Below are 20,409 nucleotides of genomic sequence, written 5' to 3'. Positions count from 1 at the left end.
TCATCTCGCTGCTTGTTAGCGAGATCTGGAGATACTGCGGCGGTATGACACTTATTTCACTAAGAACGTTACTTTTTATTAAATTAGTAATCTATCTTTACCAAATACAAGCCAAAAGGCGGCGCGGTAACCCCAGCAGCACTTCTTTTGCATTGGCTTAATATATGTAGCATTTCTTGCGGATTGGTTCTATTTTTTCCAAATTCAACTAAAGTACCCGCAATAATCCTCACTTGGTTATGTAAAAAGGAAATAGCAGATATTTTGATGTGTATATGATTCCCGTTTTGTACTATATCGATATCATCAATTGTTCTTATCGGATTTGCGGCGTGACAATCTTTTGAACGAAAACTTGAAAGGTCATGTTTTCCAAGTAGATGTTTAGCAGCTTCACGCATAATATTTACATCAAGTGGGTTAAACACTTGCCATACATAACCCGTCTCCAGAGCGGCAGGAGCATAGCGATTAACTATTCTGTATTCGTAATATCTTTTTTTTGCTGAAAACCGTGCGTGAAACGCATCATCTACAACTTCTGTATTAAGCACAACTATAGGAATTGATTTTAAATGATAATTTATTGCGTTTCTTATTCTATAAAGCTCACATTCCTTTTCCATATCAAAATGAGCAACTTGTCCTAAAGCATGAACCCCAGCATCGGTCCTTCCACCACAGTACAAGGCAATTTTCTCACCACTAAAATTAAATATAGCATTTTCTATCTTCTCCTGGATTGAGTTAGCAGAGTGTTGCTGTTTTTGCCAACCAGAGAAACTACTACCATTATATTCTACCGTTATTTTGTATCGCACTGCATTACATCAAGCTCTATCTAAAATAGTCATTTTCTATCTTAACATAATTTATGGTCAAGCCTACAGTGCTGCCACTCCCATAAAGTAGTTCGTCCAATCTTAAATCTTGCTGCCACTGCTTCTCTGCTTTCTCCTTCGTCTAGCGCCTCCATTGCTTTTTTTCTTAAATCATAACTATATGCTGCTGGCATTCAACCTCCTTATCATTATCTATCCTTATCACATCCGGACTTCTATGAAAAGAGCTATAAATCGTGAAAAAGAACTGCTCATTAAGTGCTATTTGCTTAATAAATTTACTGACATTGGTATGGCTAAATTCGAAATGGCTACATGAATTTATCGTAAATTATTACCGTATAAGGTACGATGCGACAAAGCCATCCCAGTGTCAGCTACTCGGATGACACCGTCATAAAGGAACCAGTGTTAGCTACTTGGATGACAACCATTGTGCTTGAGGCAAAATTGACTATCACTTCTTTTTATAGAGCTTGCTCCAAACTTTGTTGTTAGTTAATACAAAAAACACTGTTAAAATTATAAAATACGCCACTACTTTTAATCCAAGTTTATGCCGGCGCTCTAATTCTGGCTCTGCTGCCCATTGTAAAAAATTTATCACATCATACGCCATATTTTCAACTGTGGCTTGCCTTGCACCATCATATTCCACCATTCCTTCAGAAAGTGGTGGCGCCATAGCTAATCTGCCTGTTGGAAAATACGAATTAAAATATAAATCATTTTCATCGTGTTCGCCGTTTTGATAGCCTGTTAACAATGAATAGACATAATTTGCACCATCATGCCTTGCTTTAATAATTAATGATAAGTCTGGTGGGACTGCACCATTGTTGCTTGCTGCAGCTGCTTCTTTTGTATCAAAAGGCGCAATAAAATAATCCGAAGGTACTCCAGGTCTGTCAAACATTTCACCCAAATCATTCGGACCATCTTTAACTTGATAAGAAGCTGCTATTTGTTTTACATCTTCTTCAGAAAAACCGACATCTTGCAAATTACGAAATGCTACCCTATTCATTGAATGACAAGCAGCACAGACTTCTTTATACACTTTATAGCCACGCTGAATTGACTCTCTATCGAAAGATCCGACAATTCCATCAAATTTCCAGTCTATTTTCTTATTTGGTGATGATTTAAATTCTTCTGCAGATATAAGACTAGATAGAAATAACATGCAGAAGATTGCAAATACATTAGATCCCATGCATAACCACTGTTTTAGTAAATTTCGAATTGATGTCATGCAAGTAGCTGACACTGGAATCCAGCTTATTTCATCACTGACATTATGGTTATCATGCACTCCTAGAATCTGTTGTCCATTGCATGATTTGTAAGTATTTTTATACCTGGATCCCAGTGTCAAGCACTGGGATGACAACGGAAGATAGTGGAATGACACTGTGTGTTGTATACAACGTTCATACAATTGTGTACATGATGCTGGAATCCATTTATTTTTTTTCTGGATCCCAGTGTCAAGTACTGGGATGACAAAAGAGGGCTCTGGGATGACAGAAGAGAGCTCTGGGATGACAGAGAATTTTGTAAGAGATCTGCTTTGAATTGACATCACCTCATCTCCGGCACAGAATCACTTAAGGTTTTTGGTGGTTCTTTTGGCTTTTCATACTTACTAAGCAGTGGTAAAACTATCACAAAGTATGCAAAGTAATAAAGAGTAGATAGCCTACTCATAGTGATGTAAGGCTCTTTTACCTCTTGTCCTCCAAGCCAGGCAAGAAGTACAAAATTTATTGCAAAAACCCAAAAAAATTTCTTAAACACCGGGCGATAAGCACCACTTTTAACTTTTGATTTATCAAGCCAAGGTAACAAAAACCACACTAAAATAGACGCAAACATGGTAAGCACACCAGTAAGTTTATCTGGAATTGAACGTAGCATTGCATAAAAAGGTAAAAAATACCACTCTGGCACTATATGTACCGGAGTGACCATAGAATCAGCTTCTATATAATTGTCTGGATGCCCAAGATAATTGGGAGCATAGAAAACAAATGCGAACAAAACTACAAAAAACAGACCAAAAGTTATGCAATCCTTGACTATATAATAAGGATAGAGAGGGATGGTATCCTTATCTGATTTTACCTCCACTCCACTTGGGTTACCAGAGCCAAACCTATGCAGAGCTATCACATGAAGCATAGCTAAAGCAATAATAACAAAAGGCAGAAGATAATGCAGAGCGAAAAAACGGTTAAGTGTTGGGTTATCCACTGAAAAACCACCCCATAACCATATAACTATTTTATTGCCAATTAAAGGTATAGCAGAAAATAAGTTGGTTATAACTGTTGCACCCCAGAAACTCATTTGTCCCCAAGGCAATACATATCCCATAAAGGCAGTTGCCATCATTGCAAAAAATATAAATATTCCAATAAACCACACCATCTCTCTCGGTCTTTTATAAGATCCGTAATATAATCCACGCATTATATGAACATAGACTACCATAAAGAAGAGCGATGCTCCAACAGCGTGAGTGTAGCGTATTAACCACCCGTAATTCACATCCCGCATTATGCGCTCTACACTATTAAACGCATAATCAACATGCGGAGTGTAGTGCATAGCAAGAAATATACCTGTTATTATTTGTAAAATCAGCGCTATACCAGCCAAAGAGCCAAAGTTCCAAGCATAATTTAAGTTTTTTGGCACTTGGTAAGAAGCAGTGTGTCTTAGAAAAGAAAATATAGGCAATCTATATTCTATCCATCCTAATATGCCTTTTTCTTCTTTTATTGTTTCTTTTTTGTTATCTTCCTGCATAACTTAAACCTTTCTGAACACATGTCCATTGCTACTTTTATCTTATTTTTTTATTGTAGCAACTTATCCTTTACGCACAAATAAAAACTTTAAAGCAATATTAATTACCTCTTCAGCAACCTGTCACGTGCTGCGTTTAATTTTTGTGCAAAATATTCCGAGCCTCCTTTATCTGGGTGAACTAATTTCATTAAATTTTGATTGCTTTATTGATTTCATTTTGGTTCGCTCCAGAATCTATTCCTAGCACTTTAAATGCTCCATCTCTGAACATGTTACTACTACCAGACTAGTATGATTTTGTCTTGTAAATTTATTCAACAACCCTATTCTAACTATATAATGAAAAATTATCTACAAAGTGTTTATGAAGATGGTATGAAAATCCAACTATCTAAAGTCAACAAATATTTATTAGTTTTACTGATTACTGTCTCAGCATTTCTCATATCTGGGCAAGTATCCAGTTCAAGCAATATCGAGAATGATTTTCAAGATTTACAAGAAAAATTACCATTATTGAAAGATCAGGATTTGTTATTTTTAGATCCAGCTTCAGCTTTAAATTATGGTGATAGGGCAGGTAAAAAAGTGTTAATGGTTATAGTTCACCATACTGAAACATCAACACTAAAAGGTACAAAAGATACGCTGAATGCTAGAGGATTGTCAGTTCATTTTATTGTCGATAGGGATGGCAGCATCACCTTAATGGTTCCATTAGAGAAAGAAGCATGGCATGCTGGTATTAGTTATGCAAGAGTTAAGGTAGATAGTAAGCTTGAAGAGTTACGGAAGCTAAACAACTATTCTGTAGGTATTGAAATTGTAAACACAGGACTTGAGCCTTTTCCGGAAGAGCAAATGAGATCTGTTAAAGAGCTGATTTTATACCTTATGGAGCGTTTTAAAATTAAAAGGGATATGATATTTAGTCATTCTGAAATAGGAACTATAGTGTATGATCCAGAGCTTGGCTATACAATGCGTAAACCAGATCCACACAAATTGTTTGATTGGGAGTTATTAGAGAAAAATGAAATTGGATTGCACATAAGTGACAGAATAAACCCTAAAGATGCTAAACACAAAATGGGCAAAACATTGTATAAAGCAGGTGATAGAAATGAAGGTATTTTGAAATTAAAACAAAGGCTGAACAGATTTTTCTATAAGATAGAACCTTGGAATGATAAGAAAGGTAATGTAATTTTTCCTGATAATAATGCTGATTACTCAGATGAGTTTGATGAGAATTTTGTATGGGTTATTTATCAGTTTTCAATACATAATTTACCAAGAGAAATTAGAAAAGATCTACCTCTTAAACTAGAACAAGCAGATATATTTCCTGAATTCTTTAGTGAATATAGTCATGGCATTTCTTCTAGTTATCTAACCTTTAGTGAAAAAATTAAATCGACTCTACAACCATGTTTAAGCAAAGTAGATTATGAGAATTTATTATCTTCTCTTGCACAATATGAGAATAACATTTCTCCTGATGCATCTACCACTTTAATGTACAAAATTAAGTTATACTATGATTCTTATTTAAGATATCGCATATGGTCTTCACTCTATAAACCATTTAAGCTTAATGTATTGGAAGAGTTAGAGATTTTAAAGAGTGGAGTGTTATCTTTAAAATCACTAGATAGCTCTAAAGCTGCAGAAGTTTCCAGTTTAATTGATAGCTTTAAAGTAGATATTTCTTTAGAATTTCAGGGTTTTGAAAAACAGTGGTTTCAGGAGTTTAAGAATGCTTGGAGACAAGAATTTATACCTTCCCTGGAAGAACAGATAACATGGACTGAACTACATGAAGCAATATTGGAGTATTTAGAAAAAGCAAAGGAAGAAATTCGTTAAACGAAAACTTTTTTTAAGATCACTTTTTTAACAATTTATCACGTGCCGCATTTAGCTTTTGCGCAAAATATTCCGAGCCTCCCTTATCTGGGTGAACTAATTTCATTAAATTTTGATATGCTTTATTGATTTCATTTTGACTTGCCTCAGGATTCAGCCCCAGTATCTTTAATGCTTCATCCTTGGACATGTTATCACCAGTGTAATTTTCAGTATAACTTCTACTGCTACTAAATTCGTTCAAAAACTTACTCAATATAGAGTTCATCATGAAACTCATATTATTTTTTTTTGTCAGGAAAAGAAAAAATATAACAACGCTAGGCAAGACAAATGTAACTACTATGAATATCAAAAAAAGGAAAAAGATGAATGACATGTATATTTTTTTATCATTTTATGATTAAATAGTAACAATTATAATCGTCATGGTAAATAACATGTTCATTCAGATTGAAGAAACACCTAATCCAAACACACTGAAATTTCTCCCTGGATTTGCAATTCTAAACGAAGGAGAAACGGCTGATTTTTCAAATGCAAATGAGATAAAAAATTCTAAACTAGCAGCAAATCTTTTTCAAATAGAACATGTGGTAAGAGTGTTTTTTGGTCATGATTTTATTTCAGTAACAAAATTGGGTGAAATTAATTGGGATACATTAAAAGTAGAAATTTTAACTAAAATCATGGATCACTTTACTTCAGGTGGAAAAGCGCTAAATAAAGAAGGAGTGAATGATAATAACATACCAAATGAGGAATTTTTTGATGAAAGTGATATAGAAATTGTAAATAGAATAAAAGAATTGATGGAAAGTTATATCAAACCTGCAGTTGCTCAAGATGGTGGCGATATCAAATTTCGTGGCTATAAAGATGGAATAGTTTATGTTGAATTACAAGGAGCTTGCTCTGGATGCCCAAGTGCTGCAATTACTTTAAAGCAAGGAGTGCAGAATATGCTGAGCTACCACATACCAGAGGTTGCAGGTATAGAGACCACACTATGACTAATCAAACAGTTAGAGGAACGAAAGACCTTCTATTTGATGAGTGGTATAAGTTTAAATACATTCAGCAAACAGCAAATAGAATCTCAAGTCTATACGGCTTTTTGCCCGCCCAAACTCCAATATTTGAGTACACGGAGGTTTTTACAAAAACTTTAGGTGATAGCTCAGATATCATCACTAAAGAGATGTATAGCTTCAATGATAAAGGGGGAAAGAGCATAACTTTACGTCCTGAGTTCACTGCAGCGATTGTCAGGCTATTAATTGAAAAAAAACTGCAAACGCCGATAAAATTATTTTCAACAGGGCCTGCATTTCGCTATGAAAGACCGCAAAAGGGAAGACAAAGGCAATTTCATCAGATAAATTTTGAGGTTTTTGGCATAGAAGATCCAAAAGCCGATGTTGAATTGATATCACTCGCTCAGCACTTACTAACTGAATTTGGCATCAATAAAAATGTAAAGCTGGAAATCAACTCTTTAGGTGATGGTGAGACAATAACTAAGTATAGAGAAGCTTTGATCTTATACTTTACAAAGTATCAAAATGATCTATCAGAAGATAGCAAAAATAGGTTGATCAAAAATCCACTCAGAATACTAGATTCTAAGGATGAGAAAGATAGATTAATAATCTCTGATGCGCCTAAAATCAGCAATTATTATACGAAAGAGTCCTCAGATTTCTTTGAACAAATACTAAATGGATTAACAATTCTTGATATACCTTATACCGTAAACAATAAACTAGTTCGAGGTTTGGATTATTATTGCCACACAGTGTTTGAGTTTGTTACAGAGGATTTAGGTGCACAAGGGGCAGTTTTTGCCGGTGGAAGATACGATAATTTAGTATCTTCAGTAGGTGGAAAACACACTCCAGCAATAGGATTTGCAGGGGGTATTGAGCGCATAATGGAGTTAATCAATTATTCTCCGAAAGAAGAGCGACCTATTTACCTAATTCCAATCGGTAGAGAGGCTGAAAAACATGCTTTAACACTTGCAAATGAATTGCGCAGAAATAGTTTATATGTAAGTTACGAACACAGTGGAACAGTTAAAAATCGCATGAAGAAAGCAAGTCAAGCAAATGCTAAAATTGTATTGATCTTTGGGAATGATGAGTTAAACAACAATACTGTTAAAGTAAAAAATATGGATACAGGTGAAGAAAAAATAATTGCTCGCGATAACACAATAGAAAACATCTAATTAGGAGCAATGCAAATGTTTTTCTCAGTCAGCTATAGAAGAAAATTCGTCTGCACAAGAATTTTTCATAGCATTCAATGTATCATAATCTGTAAAATCTAATTTTACTGGTGTGATAGTAATAAATCCTTCTTTTATTTTATTTATACTACCACTGCCTGAGTGCTCTCGAGACCAATTTAAGCTAAAAGAGCCATTCGAATTTTCAGTAAAAATTAAATCCCCATCAATGTTATATTCACCTTGTTCAGCAAATTCTACTCCTTTTACTTTTTCCGTAGCAGGAAAATTTACACTCATCACTATGTTTTTAGGCCAACCAACCTTAACTAGCTTGGCAATAACCTTTGGTGCAAAAACCTTTGTATTGTGCCAGTCTATTTTATCATGATAAACTTGGCTCAGTGCAATAGAAGGTATAGACCTTGCAGCACCTTCCATTACAGCACCAATTGTTCCTGAATAACAAATATCGTCCCCAACATTTGATCCAATATTTACTCCGGACAATATTAAGTCTGGTTTTTTATTCATAACTTTATTTAGCGCAATAATGACACAATCTGCAGGAGTACCAGACACACTAAATTCCCTTTCACTATGTTGGTTTATTCCAATAGATTGTTTCACTGGATAATCAAGAGATCTTGCAGCCCCGCTTCTATCAGTATCTGGTGCCACTATCCATATTTCTGACGCAAAATTCCGTGCAATCTCTTTGAGTAATTTTATTCCTTCACTTCCAAAACCATCATCGTTTGTTATTAATATTATCATATACAATACTCAGCTATACAGCTCCAAATTATGTAAACCACTGGCTGTAAATAAACTCATGAGGCTTTAAGTTTCTTTGCATAACTACGAACTGTAACAAAGAACCTGCTGTAAATCAATAGATTTCTTGCACAGGCCATAACTGTCATTACAATAGAAACGAAAAAACTTGCTTGACAAACTCCGCCAGCCCCCTTATTATAGTGTTAAGGGTATTTATGACTCAAAACTTGTTTTTGACCTGCAGGCTCAATGACAAAATTCAGTAAAAACTCAGGGTATTTTTTGGCGGATTACATAAAATTATAGCGGCTGCATGTCTTTTAAAATTTTTCTACATTCAGCCAAATCGCGCTTATTTTAAGCGTTAGCACATTATTACAGCGCCACTTACAGTAATAGAGAGTCAAAACTCGCACTACGGGGCTTCTTTTGCCTTTTTTTTCATTTGGTAAATTTCTTAATGTTTGTAGCTAAACGACAACCGTCATCCCGCTGCTTGTTAGCGGGATCTCTTGTTAGCGCCGCGGCGGTATGACGGTTCGTGGCGGCGTGACGATAAGCTCGTCATCCCGCTGCTTGTTAGCGGGATCTAGAGATACCGCGAATGAATCGCGGTATGACGTAGGACTGCTGTCATTCCAGTGCTTGGCACTGGAATCCAGCCTTTCTGCAATCTCATCGAAAATGTTGTAACCACTTTCTGTGCTAGTTTGCTTGCCCACAAGCAAACTTTCCTGGATCCCAGTGTCTGGGCACTGGGATGACACCCTTTTGGATAGAAACCAGTGTCTGGGCACTGGAATGACACCGAAGGGGCTACTGCTGTCTTGGATGGAAACCAGTGTCAGCTACTTTCATGACACCCTGACCTCGTCATCCCGCTACTTGTTAGCGGGATCTAGAGATACCGCGAATGAATCGCGGTATGACGGTTCGCGGTGGCATGACGTAGGACTGCTGTCATTCCAGTCTGGAATCCAAAAAAAAGGATGACACCTCTGGGCGCTGGGATGACAGGAGAAGGAGGCTACTTTCATGACACCATTCTTTTTTCTGGATCCAAGTAGTCAAGCTACTCGGATGACACCCCACTGGTGGCCCACACTACAATGTTCGTACAGTTATGAAATGAATCGCGGTATGACGTGTTGCTTGGGTCAGCTATAGTATTTCTTAAAATTAATAATAAATTTCTTGGCTAGCAAGAAGCTGTAAATTTTTTTGCGAGACCTAAGCCGCTTTTGATATAGCTAAAGGTTTACTGATGATTTGTCTCATTCCACTACCTGCTGACTTACTTTCTGCTTAGCATATCCATCAAATCAGATTCTTTGAGTTTACTATGGTCAACTTTACTGAACTTATTTACCATAGAGCTCATTTGATTATACTGCTTAATTAGAAGATTAATGTCAGTTACAGTTGTTCCGGACCCCTTAGAAATTCTAAGTCTTCTTTTGCCATTTAAAATATCTGGATTTTGCCTTTCTTTTTCAGTCATTGAGTTTATGATGGCTATATATTTTTTCACTTTATTGTCATCTGGCACACTGCTACTTAGCTTTTTTGTAAATGAACTAGGAATGAATTTCATTATGTTGCTAATGCCATCCATTTTACTCAGAGTTTTTAACATTCCCACTAGGTCGTTTAGGTCGAATTTACCTTTTTTCACTTTCTTTTGTAACTTATCAATTTCTTCCTGACCAACAATCTCAGCAGCTTTTTCAACCAATGAGACAACATCACCCATGCTAAGTATTCTTTTTGCAATTCTATCTGGATAAAAATCATCGAGGTCACTTAATTTTTCACCACAAGCAATAAATTTAATTGGACAATCGGCGATCATTTTCATAGAAAGAGCAGCACCACCACGTGCATCACCATCAACACGGGTAAGAATAATGCCGGTTACACCTATTACCTCATTGAATGATTTGGCAATGTTGACCGCATCCTGGCCTATCATTGCGTCGGCTACTAAAATAACTTCTGCAGGTGAAGCTATTTCCTTTACGGCTTTCAACTCATTCATCATATTATTGTCAATATGAAGCCTGCCTGCGGTATCTAGTATTAATACATCACAATTATCGTTCTTTGCTGTTGCTAGTGCCCTTTTTGTAATTGTAATGGGCTTCTCGTCTATTACTACAGGTAAAGTTTGCACATCTATTTGTTTACCTAGCACTTCAAGTTGTTTTTGGGCAGCCGGCCTATAAATGTCTAAAGAGGCAAGCATCACTTTTTTCTTTTGCTTTTTTAGCTTTAAAGCAAGCTTTCCTGAGGTGGTTGTTTTACCTGCACCTTGTAAGCCCACCATCATAATCACAGCAGGGGGTTTAACTGCTAGATTTAAGTCACTTTTCTCTGATCCGAGAACTGCAACTAAATTATCCTGCACAATTTTAATTATCATTTGTGCTGGAGAAACACTTTTTATGACTTTTTCCCCAATCACTTTATCTTTAATGTCATTGATGAATTTTTTTGCAACTTCAAGTGAAACGTCAGCTTCAATTAAGGCTATGCGTATTTCACGCATGGCAAGATTAAAATCATCTTCAGAAATGATCGACTTTCCTCTTAGTTTACTAAATACAGAATTTAAACTTTCGGTTAACGACTTAAACATAATAGCATTAGTAGAATACTCATTAAAAAGAGAGAAGAAGCTGAAACAAAACTCACTGAGTTATAACCCAGCACTTCCTTAAGTTTAGTAATATTATCAAAGTATAAACTAGTAAGTGAATTAGTCAAGTTTTGCAGTACGTTGGCAGACATTTCTCTCACTTTAAAGACCAATTGATTGAACAGCAAGATAATATAGGGTATGAAAGCTCTAAAAATCCAATCAACATCCATTTTAAAATTTATTCTCGGGTAAAATAACTTGCGTAAAAGAATGAACAATAAAGTGGTACATAATAACAAATTAAATTGCGACAAAATATTTTTTGTGTTGTACACAAAATCGAAAATCGAAGGTTTATTGTAAATAGGTAAGTAAGGGTTGCCAGCAATTACGCATATAAATGCTAAAATAATCATAGTCATTTTGCCTCCCCTCTCTGCTAAAGGTTTTGACTTACTTTTTGCAATAAATATGTAGTAAAGAAACTTGAGCCCCACGCTTAAATAAAGCAGTAAATTTAGAATCTTGTATAAGTTTTTATACACTTCTAAATTAGCACCACTTGCTTCAATCTCGGCTGTAATGTATGATTTGCTAATAAATCCAGCGGTTCCAGGAAATGCAGCCATTGTAAGTATTGCGATTATAGCACACATGCCTTCCACTGACATCAGTTTGCCTACTCCATTAAAACTAATTGTTTTTGTTCGTGAAATAATCGAATTGCTGACTACAAACAATAATGATTGATAAACAAGAGAGAAGATTATATGCAGTATCAAAATTGGTATTGCCTTTTCCGAAGGGCTGAGTAAACCTCCTGCAATAATCAGCAAGCCCATTTGTCCTACAACGTTATAGCATAAAAATCTACGAATATTTTGCTCGAGAGAAGCAAATATAATGCTGTAAATTGCAGTGATGGTGCCTACAAGCGCTAATATTTCAGTACAATCTTGCCATAGGTTATAAGTGTGTAAAAGCATCACTAAAAAAGAGACTTTAGTGGTAAATAAAGAGAGATATGTGGTGCCATGTAGCGATGCAGCAGGATATGCATCAACAACCCAAAATGAAAAAGGAAAACAAGCGCAGTTTATCAATAAACCCAAAATTATCAGGTTAGTGCTTTGAAGTGCCAATCCTGCTATTAATATAACTCCAACGAAAAAGTGTACACAAGCGTACCTTATTGCAGGTCCACTATCTCTACAGCTAGCTGCGATAATAAAAAATGCACTGATGGTCATTAATTCACAGAATATTATAACCAATATCATATGTTCAGATAAAACTGCATAAAGTGAACTAATAGTGTAAGCAGCAAAAGATAGCATCTCTGAAAAAGTCAAATTTTGTGCTGGTAGAACAGCTAAAAATGCAACTGATAAAAAAGATATTAGTATGGTACGAAAAGATAAATCAAAATCTAGAATTGGGAGAGACCAATTTACTGCAATGCTCAAATTTTCAGGTAATTTTAGGACTATAACTATTAATACAGTCAGTAGAAGTAACAGTGACGATTTATAAAGTTGCACAATAATTAAAACCAATATGGTTTATGCTATCTCAATATATGAATAAAATCAATTTGCATATTAACCACTAATTAAACTAATTATCATATAATTATATCAGAGTTTAGAGGGTTATAGAGAAACCGGTCAGATTAGGTTTTTAATCTAATCTGACCGATAGCTTTAATAGTGAGGTAAGCTTTAATATAGCACTCCTAATTCATAACGCTACACTCGTGCATAATTTATTTTTAATTTGTGCACGAGCGTTAGTAAATTATTTACTTTTTGAAATAAAATTTGACATCACTTTAATATTGAGACTTAGTAAACCTCAGTAGGTCTGCCAGTTGGGCCCATAAGAATTATTTGCTCGCCTTCTCTTAAGTGTCTGCATAAATTAGTGGAGCCGCCGATTTCCAGCACAATAGTGGAAATAATTCCTTTTTTTTTGTCTACTTCAGTGCCGGTTACGGCTATACCTTCCATAGCAAGGTTTGTATTATTGGCTTTTCTGCCATTGGTTTCAAAATTTTGCAATCTAAAGAATTGCCCAGGCTTAAAATTCTTTGCCGCAAGTGGTGCTTTGATCACTATTTCCACAACTTTGTCTGTTAAATATTGAACTTTTATAACCTTTGCAGTGAATTGCTCTTTGATTCTATTAAATAATTCTTTATTAGCCAGGTCTTCAACACTTGGCCACGCATTTTTTTTCTGGCCCACAACATCACACACTGGAATGACAGAAACGAAGCTATTAACTCTATTCAAAAGCTGGGAAATAATAGGGTAGCCGTTCTTAGCACTTGCCATAGCTTTCACAACGCTGCCGCTATACGAAGGATGAAGATCACCAAAAAAGCTGATTGTTTTATTGCCTTGCTTATACACTAATATTCTATCTTTATTTTGCATTTTTGGAGAAAATATTGGATCTATTTCTTTTCCCAATGAATTCAATTGAGTAAAATACCCATTACTTAATTTAAAATGCTTTTTATCTTCTGTTGCAATAACTGTATTTGGCTCAGTACCTGCTGCTATAAAAATAGAACGTGCTTTTATACGTTTGATTTCGCCGGATTTTGTGTCTATCAGTTTTATTAATTCAGCATGGTTATATTTATCCGTCACAACTTCAACTGGCTCTAAGTTTTCAATAAAGTAAATCCCTTCTGATAATGCGTTTTGCACCTCTTCGCTATTTAATCGATAACTTGGTGAATCTTTTAGCTCTTTTCTATATATAACTTTCACTCCCCCGAGGCTCTGCATTAACTCTAATATTTTTATTTCTCTATTCTCTTTTTTTGCTAACTTTTGCTTTTCTCGGATCAATTGTGCGTGCGATATAAACTCATTCGCAATTTCGCGCTCTTCTTCTGTCCAATCTTTTTCAACACAGTCCTTTCCATACTTATCAACTAATATCTCATAACGAAGAAGAAATTTTTCTACTTGAATTGGATAATACGCTAAAGCTTCAGTGGCAGTGTCAATCGCAGTAAGCCCCGCACCTATGACAACTATCGGCATACGAACTTGCAGATTTGCTATAGAATCGAATTTAAGAGCGCCAGTCAGTTGTAACGACATCAGAAAATCAGATGCCATGCGTACTCCACGAGCTAGTATGTTTTTTATTTTGATCATTCGTGGCTTACCAGAGCCAAGTGCTAGGGCGATGTGATCAAAACCCAAGTTGAACGCGTCATCAGCATTAATCGTGCCACCAAAACGAATGCCTCCATAAAGTACGAAATTCTCACGTCTTTCCAGCAGTAATCTAATAATCTTTAAGTAATTCTTATCCCACCGAGAAGTAATACCATATTCTGCCACCCCACCAAACCCTCCTGCCATGCGTTCACTCAATTTTTCGTGTTTGAAATCTTTAATTAGCTGGAAATTATCGATCAAAGGCTCAATTTTTAGTCCATCAATGGCAATAACGTTATGCCCATCATTCAACAAATGATGAGCTAAATTAAAACCAGCAGGACCAAGGCCTACAACTAGAACGTTTTTTCCAGTGTTTCCTCTTGGCAATGAACGCTGAAAATTTAAAGGATTCCAACGGCTGAGCAGAGAATATATTTCAAATCCGTACGGTAAACTGAGCACATCATCCAGAATCCTTGTTTCAATTGCTGGCACATTTACGGGTTCTTGTTTTTGATATATGCACGAATTCATGCAGTCATTGCATATTCTGTGCCCAGTGGCTGCGCATAATGGGTTATCTATCATCACAATTGCAAGACTTGCTATGCTGTACCCTTCGCTTTTCACCAGATTCATTTCTGATATTTTCTGCTCTAGTGGGCAGCCGTGCAGTTCAACTTTTAGTGGAGATTGTTTAAAAGTATTGTCGTTATTAATTAGCCCCTTTGAGCAGCTGTCCTTACTTTGCTTATGACAAAATATGCAGTAGTGAGCATTATCTAGTGCTTTATTCAAACTCACCTTTTTGCTTGTTAGATCAAAACCGTATCGTCTTTTTACTTCATTTGAATACAGCACTTCAACTTTGTCCACTTCTTTTTTAGAAAATGGTATGAGGTTTTCGTGGTCGATTTTTTTATGAATACTGAATAATATACTCTGTTTATTTTTTACTCTCCACACTGCATATTGTGCTGCAAGTTCTATTTCTTCTTTGTGATTTTCTTTATCTTCAAACCAATGCATCACCTGCTCAGCAAAATTTTTTTCTGTTGTTGGCAAAGTGAGAAAATGACTTAGTTTGTTAGTAATATCTATATTCGCCACATTAGTGTATTTCTTCAATGCATAGCGTTGGACAAATAACCTTTTGCATTTATATATTACAGCAAAGTCGTTGTGCTTTTTCTTTAGCTCCTCTATTTCTTTTTCAACATTGAAAAGTTTTGCAATAAATTCATCAAGTAAATATGAGAGGTCTACTATTAACTGACTATCTGTCATCCAAGTAGCTGACCGTCCTTCTTGTTTTCTAGATCCCAGTGTCAAGCACTGGGATGACGGGGGGTGACACTGGGATGATGGGAGGTGACACTGGGATGACATCGAAGAAGAAGCTGCTTTTTCTCTTGCTTCAATTAATGAACAAAACAAGCTCTCATCACATGATTTGATATAATTCAAAAATGTCTCATCTAATTTTATTAATCCATTGCGAGTATATAGATTCGAAAATGAGATTTTGAAATTCAGCTTCATTGCTATACTATACAGTGTACATGCTGTTTCTTACAGATGAAGATTTTATTTATTTTGCAATACTGCTGAGATTGTTGCTTCTGCAACTTTTTCTTCGCTAACAGATGCAATACACCTAAATTTGTGTACACCTAAACACACACTTTGAATGTTAGCTTGAAGAATCAATGTGTCCCCTGGAGTAACTGGCTTTCTGAATTTTGCATTTTCAATGGATCTCAAGTAAACAACTTTATTTTCTATTGTTTCTTTACCTAGAACACATATAGCAGATGCCTGAGCTAGAGATTCAATTATCAAGACTCCTGGCATTATCGGATGACCAGGGAAGTGGCCAATAAAAAATGGCTCATTGAAAGTCACATTTTTGATTGCTTTTATACTTTTACCAGGATCACACTCTATAACTCTATCTACTAAGAGAAACGGATAAGAATGTGGTAATATTTTTATAATATCACTGATATTAAATTGCATAAGCCTACTCAATGCCTTTCAAAGCAAATTCAGGTATTTTCTTGTTTATATTGTTTAATACCACATCTGATAAATCAACTTCATCCATGGAGTATAAAACTTGGTTCTTTTTTGAAATAAATAGTACCAAATCTATGTTGTTTTTTTCTGCCGTTTTTTTAGCGACTTCTTTTATCTTGTTAAAAACACTCTCTACTGCGTCTCTATAGCTTTCTTCTAAATGTAACATTTTTTTAGCGTAATTATCTCTAGTATTTACAGTGTGCTTATTAAACTGTTCTGTCTTTTCTTTTTTTGCTTCTTCTGACAAAAGTTCAAATTCTTCTTTTGATGGCTTAAGTTTTTCTAACTCACTTTCAAATTCTTGTTGTAATCTAGAATTCTGCTCCTTTATTTGTTGTTGTATGTTTTGCAGAGCAAGAGATTCATTGATAACTTTATCACTATCAATAATGGCAGCCTTTGTGTTCTGAGGTTGATATCCTACAAACTTATACCCCACAAATAAGGAAATAATTAAGGCAATAACTGATATAAATAACTGTATATATTTCATTCAAATCCCCGCTTCAATAGAAAATTTAACATTTGGTGATGGTATTATATCATAAGATTCCTTTACTAAAGGAAACCCGAAATCCAATCTAAGTCTACCAAAACGAGAAAGCATTGAAAAGCCAAAACCTGGTGACACTCTCACAAGCTTGCTATCATAGTATTTCCCTTCATACTTCTTATTTTTATCATCTAAGCCAAAAAGTGTCGCATAGTCAACAAATAGTGAGCCTTTGATACCAGCATAGTCATATAGTTTTGGTAGAGGAAAATCCACTTGCTGTGTTAGATTAAAATAAGTTTTGCCTCCTAATGAGCTTTTATTTTTGTCTTCTGCTCTTGGTCCAATACCGGAAAGGTCAAACCCTCTAATCTCATTACCCCCTTTAAAAAAGTGCTGGCCAATGTTTAGATTTTCATCAGTATAAGAAAAAATATGACCTGCCGCCATCTTAAAGCGTAGAGTTATATCATCGTCAATTTTGCTTAATATAGGGTGCGTATAAAAAGATAAGAATTCAGATTTTAGGAAATTCACGTTTCCTCCCAATCCTGAAATATCCTGACTTAAGCGCAGTAAATACCCTTCTTTTGGAGTATAGAGGTTATCCAGTTTATTATGTGCCAACGTGTATCCCACTGATGAAATCTGATGTTCACCTTTTCGGTCCAGTATTATTTCAGAGATATCGGTGTCTTGTCCACCCTTATTATCCATGTGTATATGATTATACTTATAAGAATAGCGAAGGGAATTAGTTAAGTTCTCTGTGACTTTATATGATAACTTTGTAAAAAATCCCATATCGCAACTATCAAAAGTAGTGTTTGGCTTATCTTGTTTTTCGTAAAATACGTCTACACCTAGTGACGTATCAGAATCATTAAAATTATTTTCAACAAACTCTAAATCAGTAGAAAATACGTATTGACTTTTTTCAAGAGCAAAAGAGAGCTCTTTTCCAGTACCAAATAAATTACGGTCTTTGAGGTCAATTTTAATCAATGCTCCACCAGGAAGAGACACACCGCCTCCCAAATACAACGAAGTAGTGTTTTTTTCTTTAACATTTAAGTCAAGATTTACTGTATTGTCATTAACTGCGTAACTATTTACTTTCACTGTTTCAAAAAAATCACTACTCATTAGTTTTTTACGTGACTTTTGAATCTCAGATATATTGTACGCATCACCTTCTGCTACACTTAGCTTACTTCTGATCACTTTATCTAAAGTGCGATCGTTACCATCAATTGTAATTTGATTTATATAAATCTTTTTACCCGGCAGCACTCTGTAGGTTACATCTACAACGTTGTCACGTTGTGCATACTCTGGATTAACTTTTGCAAATATATATCCTTTTTCATTTAAATATTTGTTTATTTTTTCTACTGTATTATTAATTTTAACTCTATTAAATATCTTATCGTTTTCCTCTGTTATAAAATCCAATATTTCTTCTTTTAGGCTCAAATCCTGAATTTCAGTTTCAATATTAACCTCATTATTTCCAAACAAATACTGCTGTCCTTCGTCAATCAAAAAAGTTAACTCTGTTTGATTGTTATTATCAACCTCAACAATTGGTTGAATATTATTTTGAATATATCCCTTAGACGAATAAAAACGATCGAGCAATTCTGTGTTAATCAATAGATATTGCGGTGAATAATGATTTTCGCCTTTAAAAATGGCTCTAAATAACTTACTAAATATGTCATTACTATGTCTTTTAATAACTTGCTCTAGCTCATTTTCAGAAAAGTTTTTATTGCCTATAAATCTTATATCCTTAATTTTAGAGGTTTTGCCTTCTTTTATTTTGAAAATTAGATTGACCCTATTACTATCGAGCTTCTCCAACTCATATTCAATTTTAACGCCAACCTTACCGTTATTTCTATAAGTAGTGATTAAATTCATTAAATCGTTTTGCAATTTTGTTTCAGTGAAAATAGTTAGCGATTTTGACTGAATCACATTATTTAGTAACTCTTTGCTATTAAATAACTTATTACCCTTTAATATTATCTTGTTAATTAGTGGATTTTCTTGAATTTTTATTACCAAATTTTTTTTATCATCTATGTAAGCATTAACACTAGCAAATAACTTTGTTTTATATAGATCTTTTATAATTGAGTCTATATCATCGTCGTTTATATAATCACCAGATTTTAGTTTTATATAGAACCCTATTGTCTGGTTGCTTACCCTCTCATTACCAATACATTTGACATCTTTCACCTGCACTTTTTCCGCAGTTCCTAAAGCAACAAGCAGGGCAGGAAAAGAAATAAAAACCACTACCAGTATATAAAATAGCTTTTTCATATTTTATTTCAAAAAAGATCCCTAATATCATTTGACATTCCAGTTGCCATAAGCAAAAACAACACTAAAGCACCAAAAATAGCTGCATATTTTTGACATTTCAAGCTTAAATCCCTACGTATAACCGCTTCTATGATATAATGAAATAAATGCCCACCATCTAGCAGTGGTATTGGCAGCAAGTTAATTGCAGCTAAATTAGCTGAAATGATTGCCATAAAATATAGAACCATAATAAATCCCTTTTTAGCTAATTGTCCTGAATATTTTGCGATTTTTATTGGTCCACCTATTTCATTGATACTCCTTTTACCAACAATAATGTGAAAGAGAGCTTTGATCGTTAAGCACATAGTGTGGTAAGTTTCACTTACTGATAAGCTCACAGCCCCAAGAAAAGACGACTGCTTTAATGTATTGACTGAAATAATCCCTATAGTTTCTCTTTCTATTGTGTTGCCAAAAACGTCTTTGTCCTTGGTTATTAATGGAGTTAAACTGGTCCTGTGCTTCTCATTATTTCTGCTATACTCAATCTCCATTCTTGTTTTAGGATTCGACATTATCACACGTGAAATATCTTCAAAGTATTTTATTTTATGCTCATTGATTTGTGTAATAGTGTCACCTGGCAACAAACCAGCTTGCTTAGCTGCACTACCTTCGATTACATTTTCAATCACCGGTGGAGTGCGATAATAACCTGCTATGCTAAAGAATATTGTAAAAGCTATAACAGCAAATACCATGTTTGCAAAAGGCCCTGCAAAAACTACTGCTGCTTTTTTATGACGCGGTTTTGTATGAAATGAATACAATTTTTCTTCTTCCGTTAATTCTTGTTGATCAGCTGGGACACTCGCTGCATTAGTATCTCCTAGCATTTTAACATAACCACCCAATGGAACAGCGCTTAATTTCCATCTAGTTCCAGACTTATCGTTAAAACCAAAAATTTCAGGACCAAAACCTATGGAAAAAGATTCAACTTTAACTTTGCATGCTTTGGCAACAACATAATGCCCATATTCATGCACGAATACTATGACAGAAATTATTAAAGAAAATGATAAAAAATAATATATTCCATCGCTAAATTGATGGATAAGATTAGAAATTAATTCCACCTG

15 protein-coding genes and 1 pseudogene are annotated in these 20,409 nt (G+C 34.9%); 3 read left to right on the top strand and 13 right to left on the bottom strand.

The annotated features are described in order from the left end of the window. Nucleotides 1–83: 83 nt before the first annotated feature. From truA to ABWU40_RS00285, 4 genes and pseudogenes are all read right to left on the bottom strand, one after another. Nucleotides 84–821, bottom strand: coding sequence for a tRNA pseudouridine(38-40) synthase TruA (truA, locus tag ABWU40_RS00300; protein WP_141457280.1), 738 nt, complete (start codon nt 819–821; stop codon nt 84–86). 71 nt (nt 822–892) lie between these two features. Next, nucleotides 893–1,015: pseudogene (locus tag ABWU40_RS00295) on the bottom strand (IS630 transposase-related protein); the annotation flags it as partial. A 284-nt stretch (nt 1,016–1,299) separates the two neighbouring features. Continuing rightward, nucleotides 1,300–2,058, bottom strand: coding sequence for a cytochrome c1 (locus ABWU40_RS00290; RefSeq protein ID WP_010963022.1), 759 nt, complete (start codon nt 2,056–2,058; stop codon nt 1,300–1,302). A 368-nt stretch (nt 2,059–2,426) separates the two neighbouring features. Next, nucleotides 2,427–3,656, bottom strand: a complete 1,230-nt coding sequence (locus tag ABWU40_RS00285; RefSeq protein WP_006280242.1) for a cytochrome b — start codon at nt 3,654–3,656, stop codon at nt 2,427–2,429. A gap of 342 nt (nt 3,657–3,998) precedes the next feature. Between ABWU40_RS00285 and ABWU40_RS00280 the strand changes: the two genes are divergently transcribed. Next, on the top strand, nt 3,999–5,528 hold the full coding sequence (locus tag ABWU40_RS00280) for an N-acetylmuramoyl-L-alanine amidase (protein WP_353279189.1): 1,530 nt from the start codon (nt 3,999–4,001) through the stop codon (nt 5,526–5,528). Between the two features lie 19 nt (nt 5,529–5,547). Here the strand turns inward: ABWU40_RS00280 and ABWU40_RS00275 are convergent, their stop codons facing one another. Next, nucleotides 5,548–5,799 (bottom strand): J domain-containing protein, encoded by a 252-nt coding sequence (locus ABWU40_RS00275; protein WP_223823149.1) that lies wholly within the window; start codon nt 5,797–5,799, stop codon nt 5,548–5,550. Nucleotides 5,800–5,968: 169 nt separating this feature from the next. Between ABWU40_RS00275 and ABWU40_RS00270 the strand changes: the two genes are divergently transcribed. Both ABWU40_RS00270 and hisS read left to right on the top strand, forming a co-directional pair. Continuing rightward, entirely contained in the window at nt 5,969–6,541 is a 573-nt protein-coding gene (locus tag ABWU40_RS00270) for a NifU family protein (RefSeq protein WP_353279414.1), read from the top strand. Beyond that, nucleotides 6,538–7,761: a histidine--tRNA ligase gene (hisS, locus tag ABWU40_RS00265; RefSeq protein ID WP_015589368.1), complete on the top strand. Its 1,224-nt coding sequence runs from the start codon at nt 6,538–6,540 to the stop codon at nt 7,759–7,761. Before ABWU40_RS00270 ends, hisS begins: the two co-directional genes overlap by 4 nt. A gap of 24 nt (nt 7,762–7,785) precedes the next feature. Here hisS and surE read toward each other — a convergent pair whose 3' ends face one another. From surE to rseP, 8 genes are all read right to left on the bottom strand, one after another. Then, nucleotides 7,786–8,538, bottom strand: a complete 753-nt coding sequence (gene surE, locus ABWU40_RS00260; protein WP_015589369.1) for a 5'/3'-nucleotidase SurE — start codon at nt 8,536–8,538, stop codon at nt 7,786–7,788. Nucleotides 8,539–9,835: 1,297 nt separating this feature from the next. Continuing rightward, nucleotides 9,836–11,179 carry a signal recognition particle protein gene (gene ffh, locus ABWU40_RS00255; RefSeq protein ID WP_141457276.1) on the bottom strand — a complete coding sequence of 448 codons (1,344 nt, stop codon included), beginning with the start codon at nt 11,177–11,179 and terminating at the stop codon, nt 9,836–9,838. After that, nucleotides 11,164–12,723, bottom strand: coding sequence for a proton-conducting transporter membrane subunit (locus tag ABWU40_RS00250; RefSeq protein ID WP_015589371.1), 1,560 nt, complete (start codon nt 12,721–12,723; stop codon nt 11,164–11,166). The genes ffh and ABWU40_RS00250 overlap by 16 nt, the downstream gene beginning before the upstream one ends. A gap of 303 nt (nt 12,724–13,026) precedes the next feature. Then, nucleotides 13,027–15,909: an FAD-dependent oxidoreductase gene (locus tag ABWU40_RS00245; RefSeq protein WP_141457273.1), complete on the bottom strand. Its 2,883-nt coding sequence runs from the start codon at nt 15,907–15,909 to the stop codon at nt 13,027–13,029. Nucleotides 15,910–15,954: 45 nt separating this feature from the next. Then, on the bottom strand, nt 15,955–16,386 hold the full coding sequence (gene fabZ, locus ABWU40_RS00240; protein WP_006279640.1) for a 3-hydroxyacyl-ACP dehydratase FabZ: 432 nt from the start codon (nt 16,384–16,386) through the stop codon (nt 15,955–15,957). A 4-nt stretch (nt 16,387–16,390) separates the two neighbouring features. Continuing rightward, nucleotides 16,391–16,942: an OmpH family outer membrane protein gene (locus ABWU40_RS00235; RefSeq protein WP_077188197.1), complete on the bottom strand. Its 552-nt coding sequence runs from the start codon at nt 16,940–16,942 to the stop codon at nt 16,391–16,393. Beyond that, on the bottom strand, nt 16,943–19,279 hold the full coding sequence (gene bamA / locus ABWU40_RS00230) for an outer membrane protein assembly factor BamA (protein ID WP_265039304.1): 2,337 nt from the start codon (nt 19,277–19,279) through the stop codon (nt 16,943–16,945). It lies immediately after the preceding gene. 8 nt (nt 19,280–19,287) lie between these two features. Further along, the gene (gene rseP / locus ABWU40_RS00225; RefSeq protein WP_353279188.1) at nt 19,288–20,406 is read right to left on the bottom strand and encodes an RIP metalloprotease RseP; all 1,119 of its coding nucleotides are present in this window, start codon (nt 20,404–20,406) and stop codon (nt 19,288–19,290) included. Nucleotides 20,407–20,409 lie beyond the last annotated feature (3 nt).

The sequence above is a fragment of the Wolbachia endosymbiont (group A) of Cydia amplana genome, assembly GCF_964028495.1.
Taxonomy (GTDB): domain Bacteria; phylum Pseudomonadota; class Alphaproteobacteria; order Rickettsiales; family Anaplasmataceae; genus Wolbachia; species Wolbachia pipientis.
The sequence above is the reverse complement of the archived record's forward strand: the minus strand, read 5'-3'. Positions and strand labels throughout refer to the sequence as shown.

Excerpts from the sequence above, each read along its gene's own strand:
- ABWU40_RS00245 (WP_141457273.1), bottom strand. The coding sequence starts at position 15,909 with ATGAAGCTGAATTTCAAAATCTCATTTTCGAATCTATATACTCGCAAT.
- ABWU40_RS00275 (WP_223823149.1), bottom strand. The coding sequence starts at position 5,799 with ATGATGAACTCTATATTGAGTAAGTTTTTGAACGAATTTAGTAGCAGT.
- ABWU40_RS00290 (WP_010963022.1), bottom strand. The coding sequence starts at position 2,058 with ATGGGATCTAATGTATTTGCAATCTTCTGCATGTTATTTCTATCTAGT.
- ffh (WP_141457276.1), bottom strand. The coding sequence starts at position 11,179 with ATGTTTAAGTCGTTAACCGAAAGTTTAAATTCTGTATTTAGTAAACTA.
- surE (WP_015589369.1), bottom strand. The coding sequence starts at position 8,538 with ATGATAATATTAATAACAAACGATGATGGTTTTGGAAGTGAAGGAATA.
- ABWU40_RS00280 (WP_353279189.1), top strand. The coding sequence starts at position 3,999 with ATGAAAAATTATCTACAAAGTGTTTATGAAGATGGTATGAAAATCCAA.
- ABWU40_RS00285 (WP_006280242.1), bottom strand. The coding sequence starts at position 3,656 with ATGCAGGAAGATAACAAAAAAGAAACAATAAAAGAAGAAAAAGGCATA.
- hisS (WP_015589368.1), top strand. The coding sequence starts at position 6,538 with ATGACTAATCAAACAGTTAGAGGAACGAAAGACCTTCTATTTGATGAG.
- ABWU40_RS00235 (WP_077188197.1), bottom strand. The coding sequence starts at position 16,942 with ATGAAATATATACAGTTATTTATATCAGTTATTGCCTTAATTATTTCC.
- fabZ (WP_006279640.1), bottom strand. The coding sequence starts at position 16,386 with ATGCAATTTAATATCAGTGATATTATAAAAATATTACCACATTCTTAT.
- bamA (WP_265039304.1), bottom strand. The coding sequence starts at position 19,279 with ATGAAAAAGCTATTTTATATACTGGTAGTGGTTTTTATTTCTTTTCCT.
- ABWU40_RS00270 (WP_353279414.1), top strand. The coding sequence starts at position 5,969 with ATGTTCATTCAGATTGAAGAAACACCTAATCCAAACACACTGAAATTT.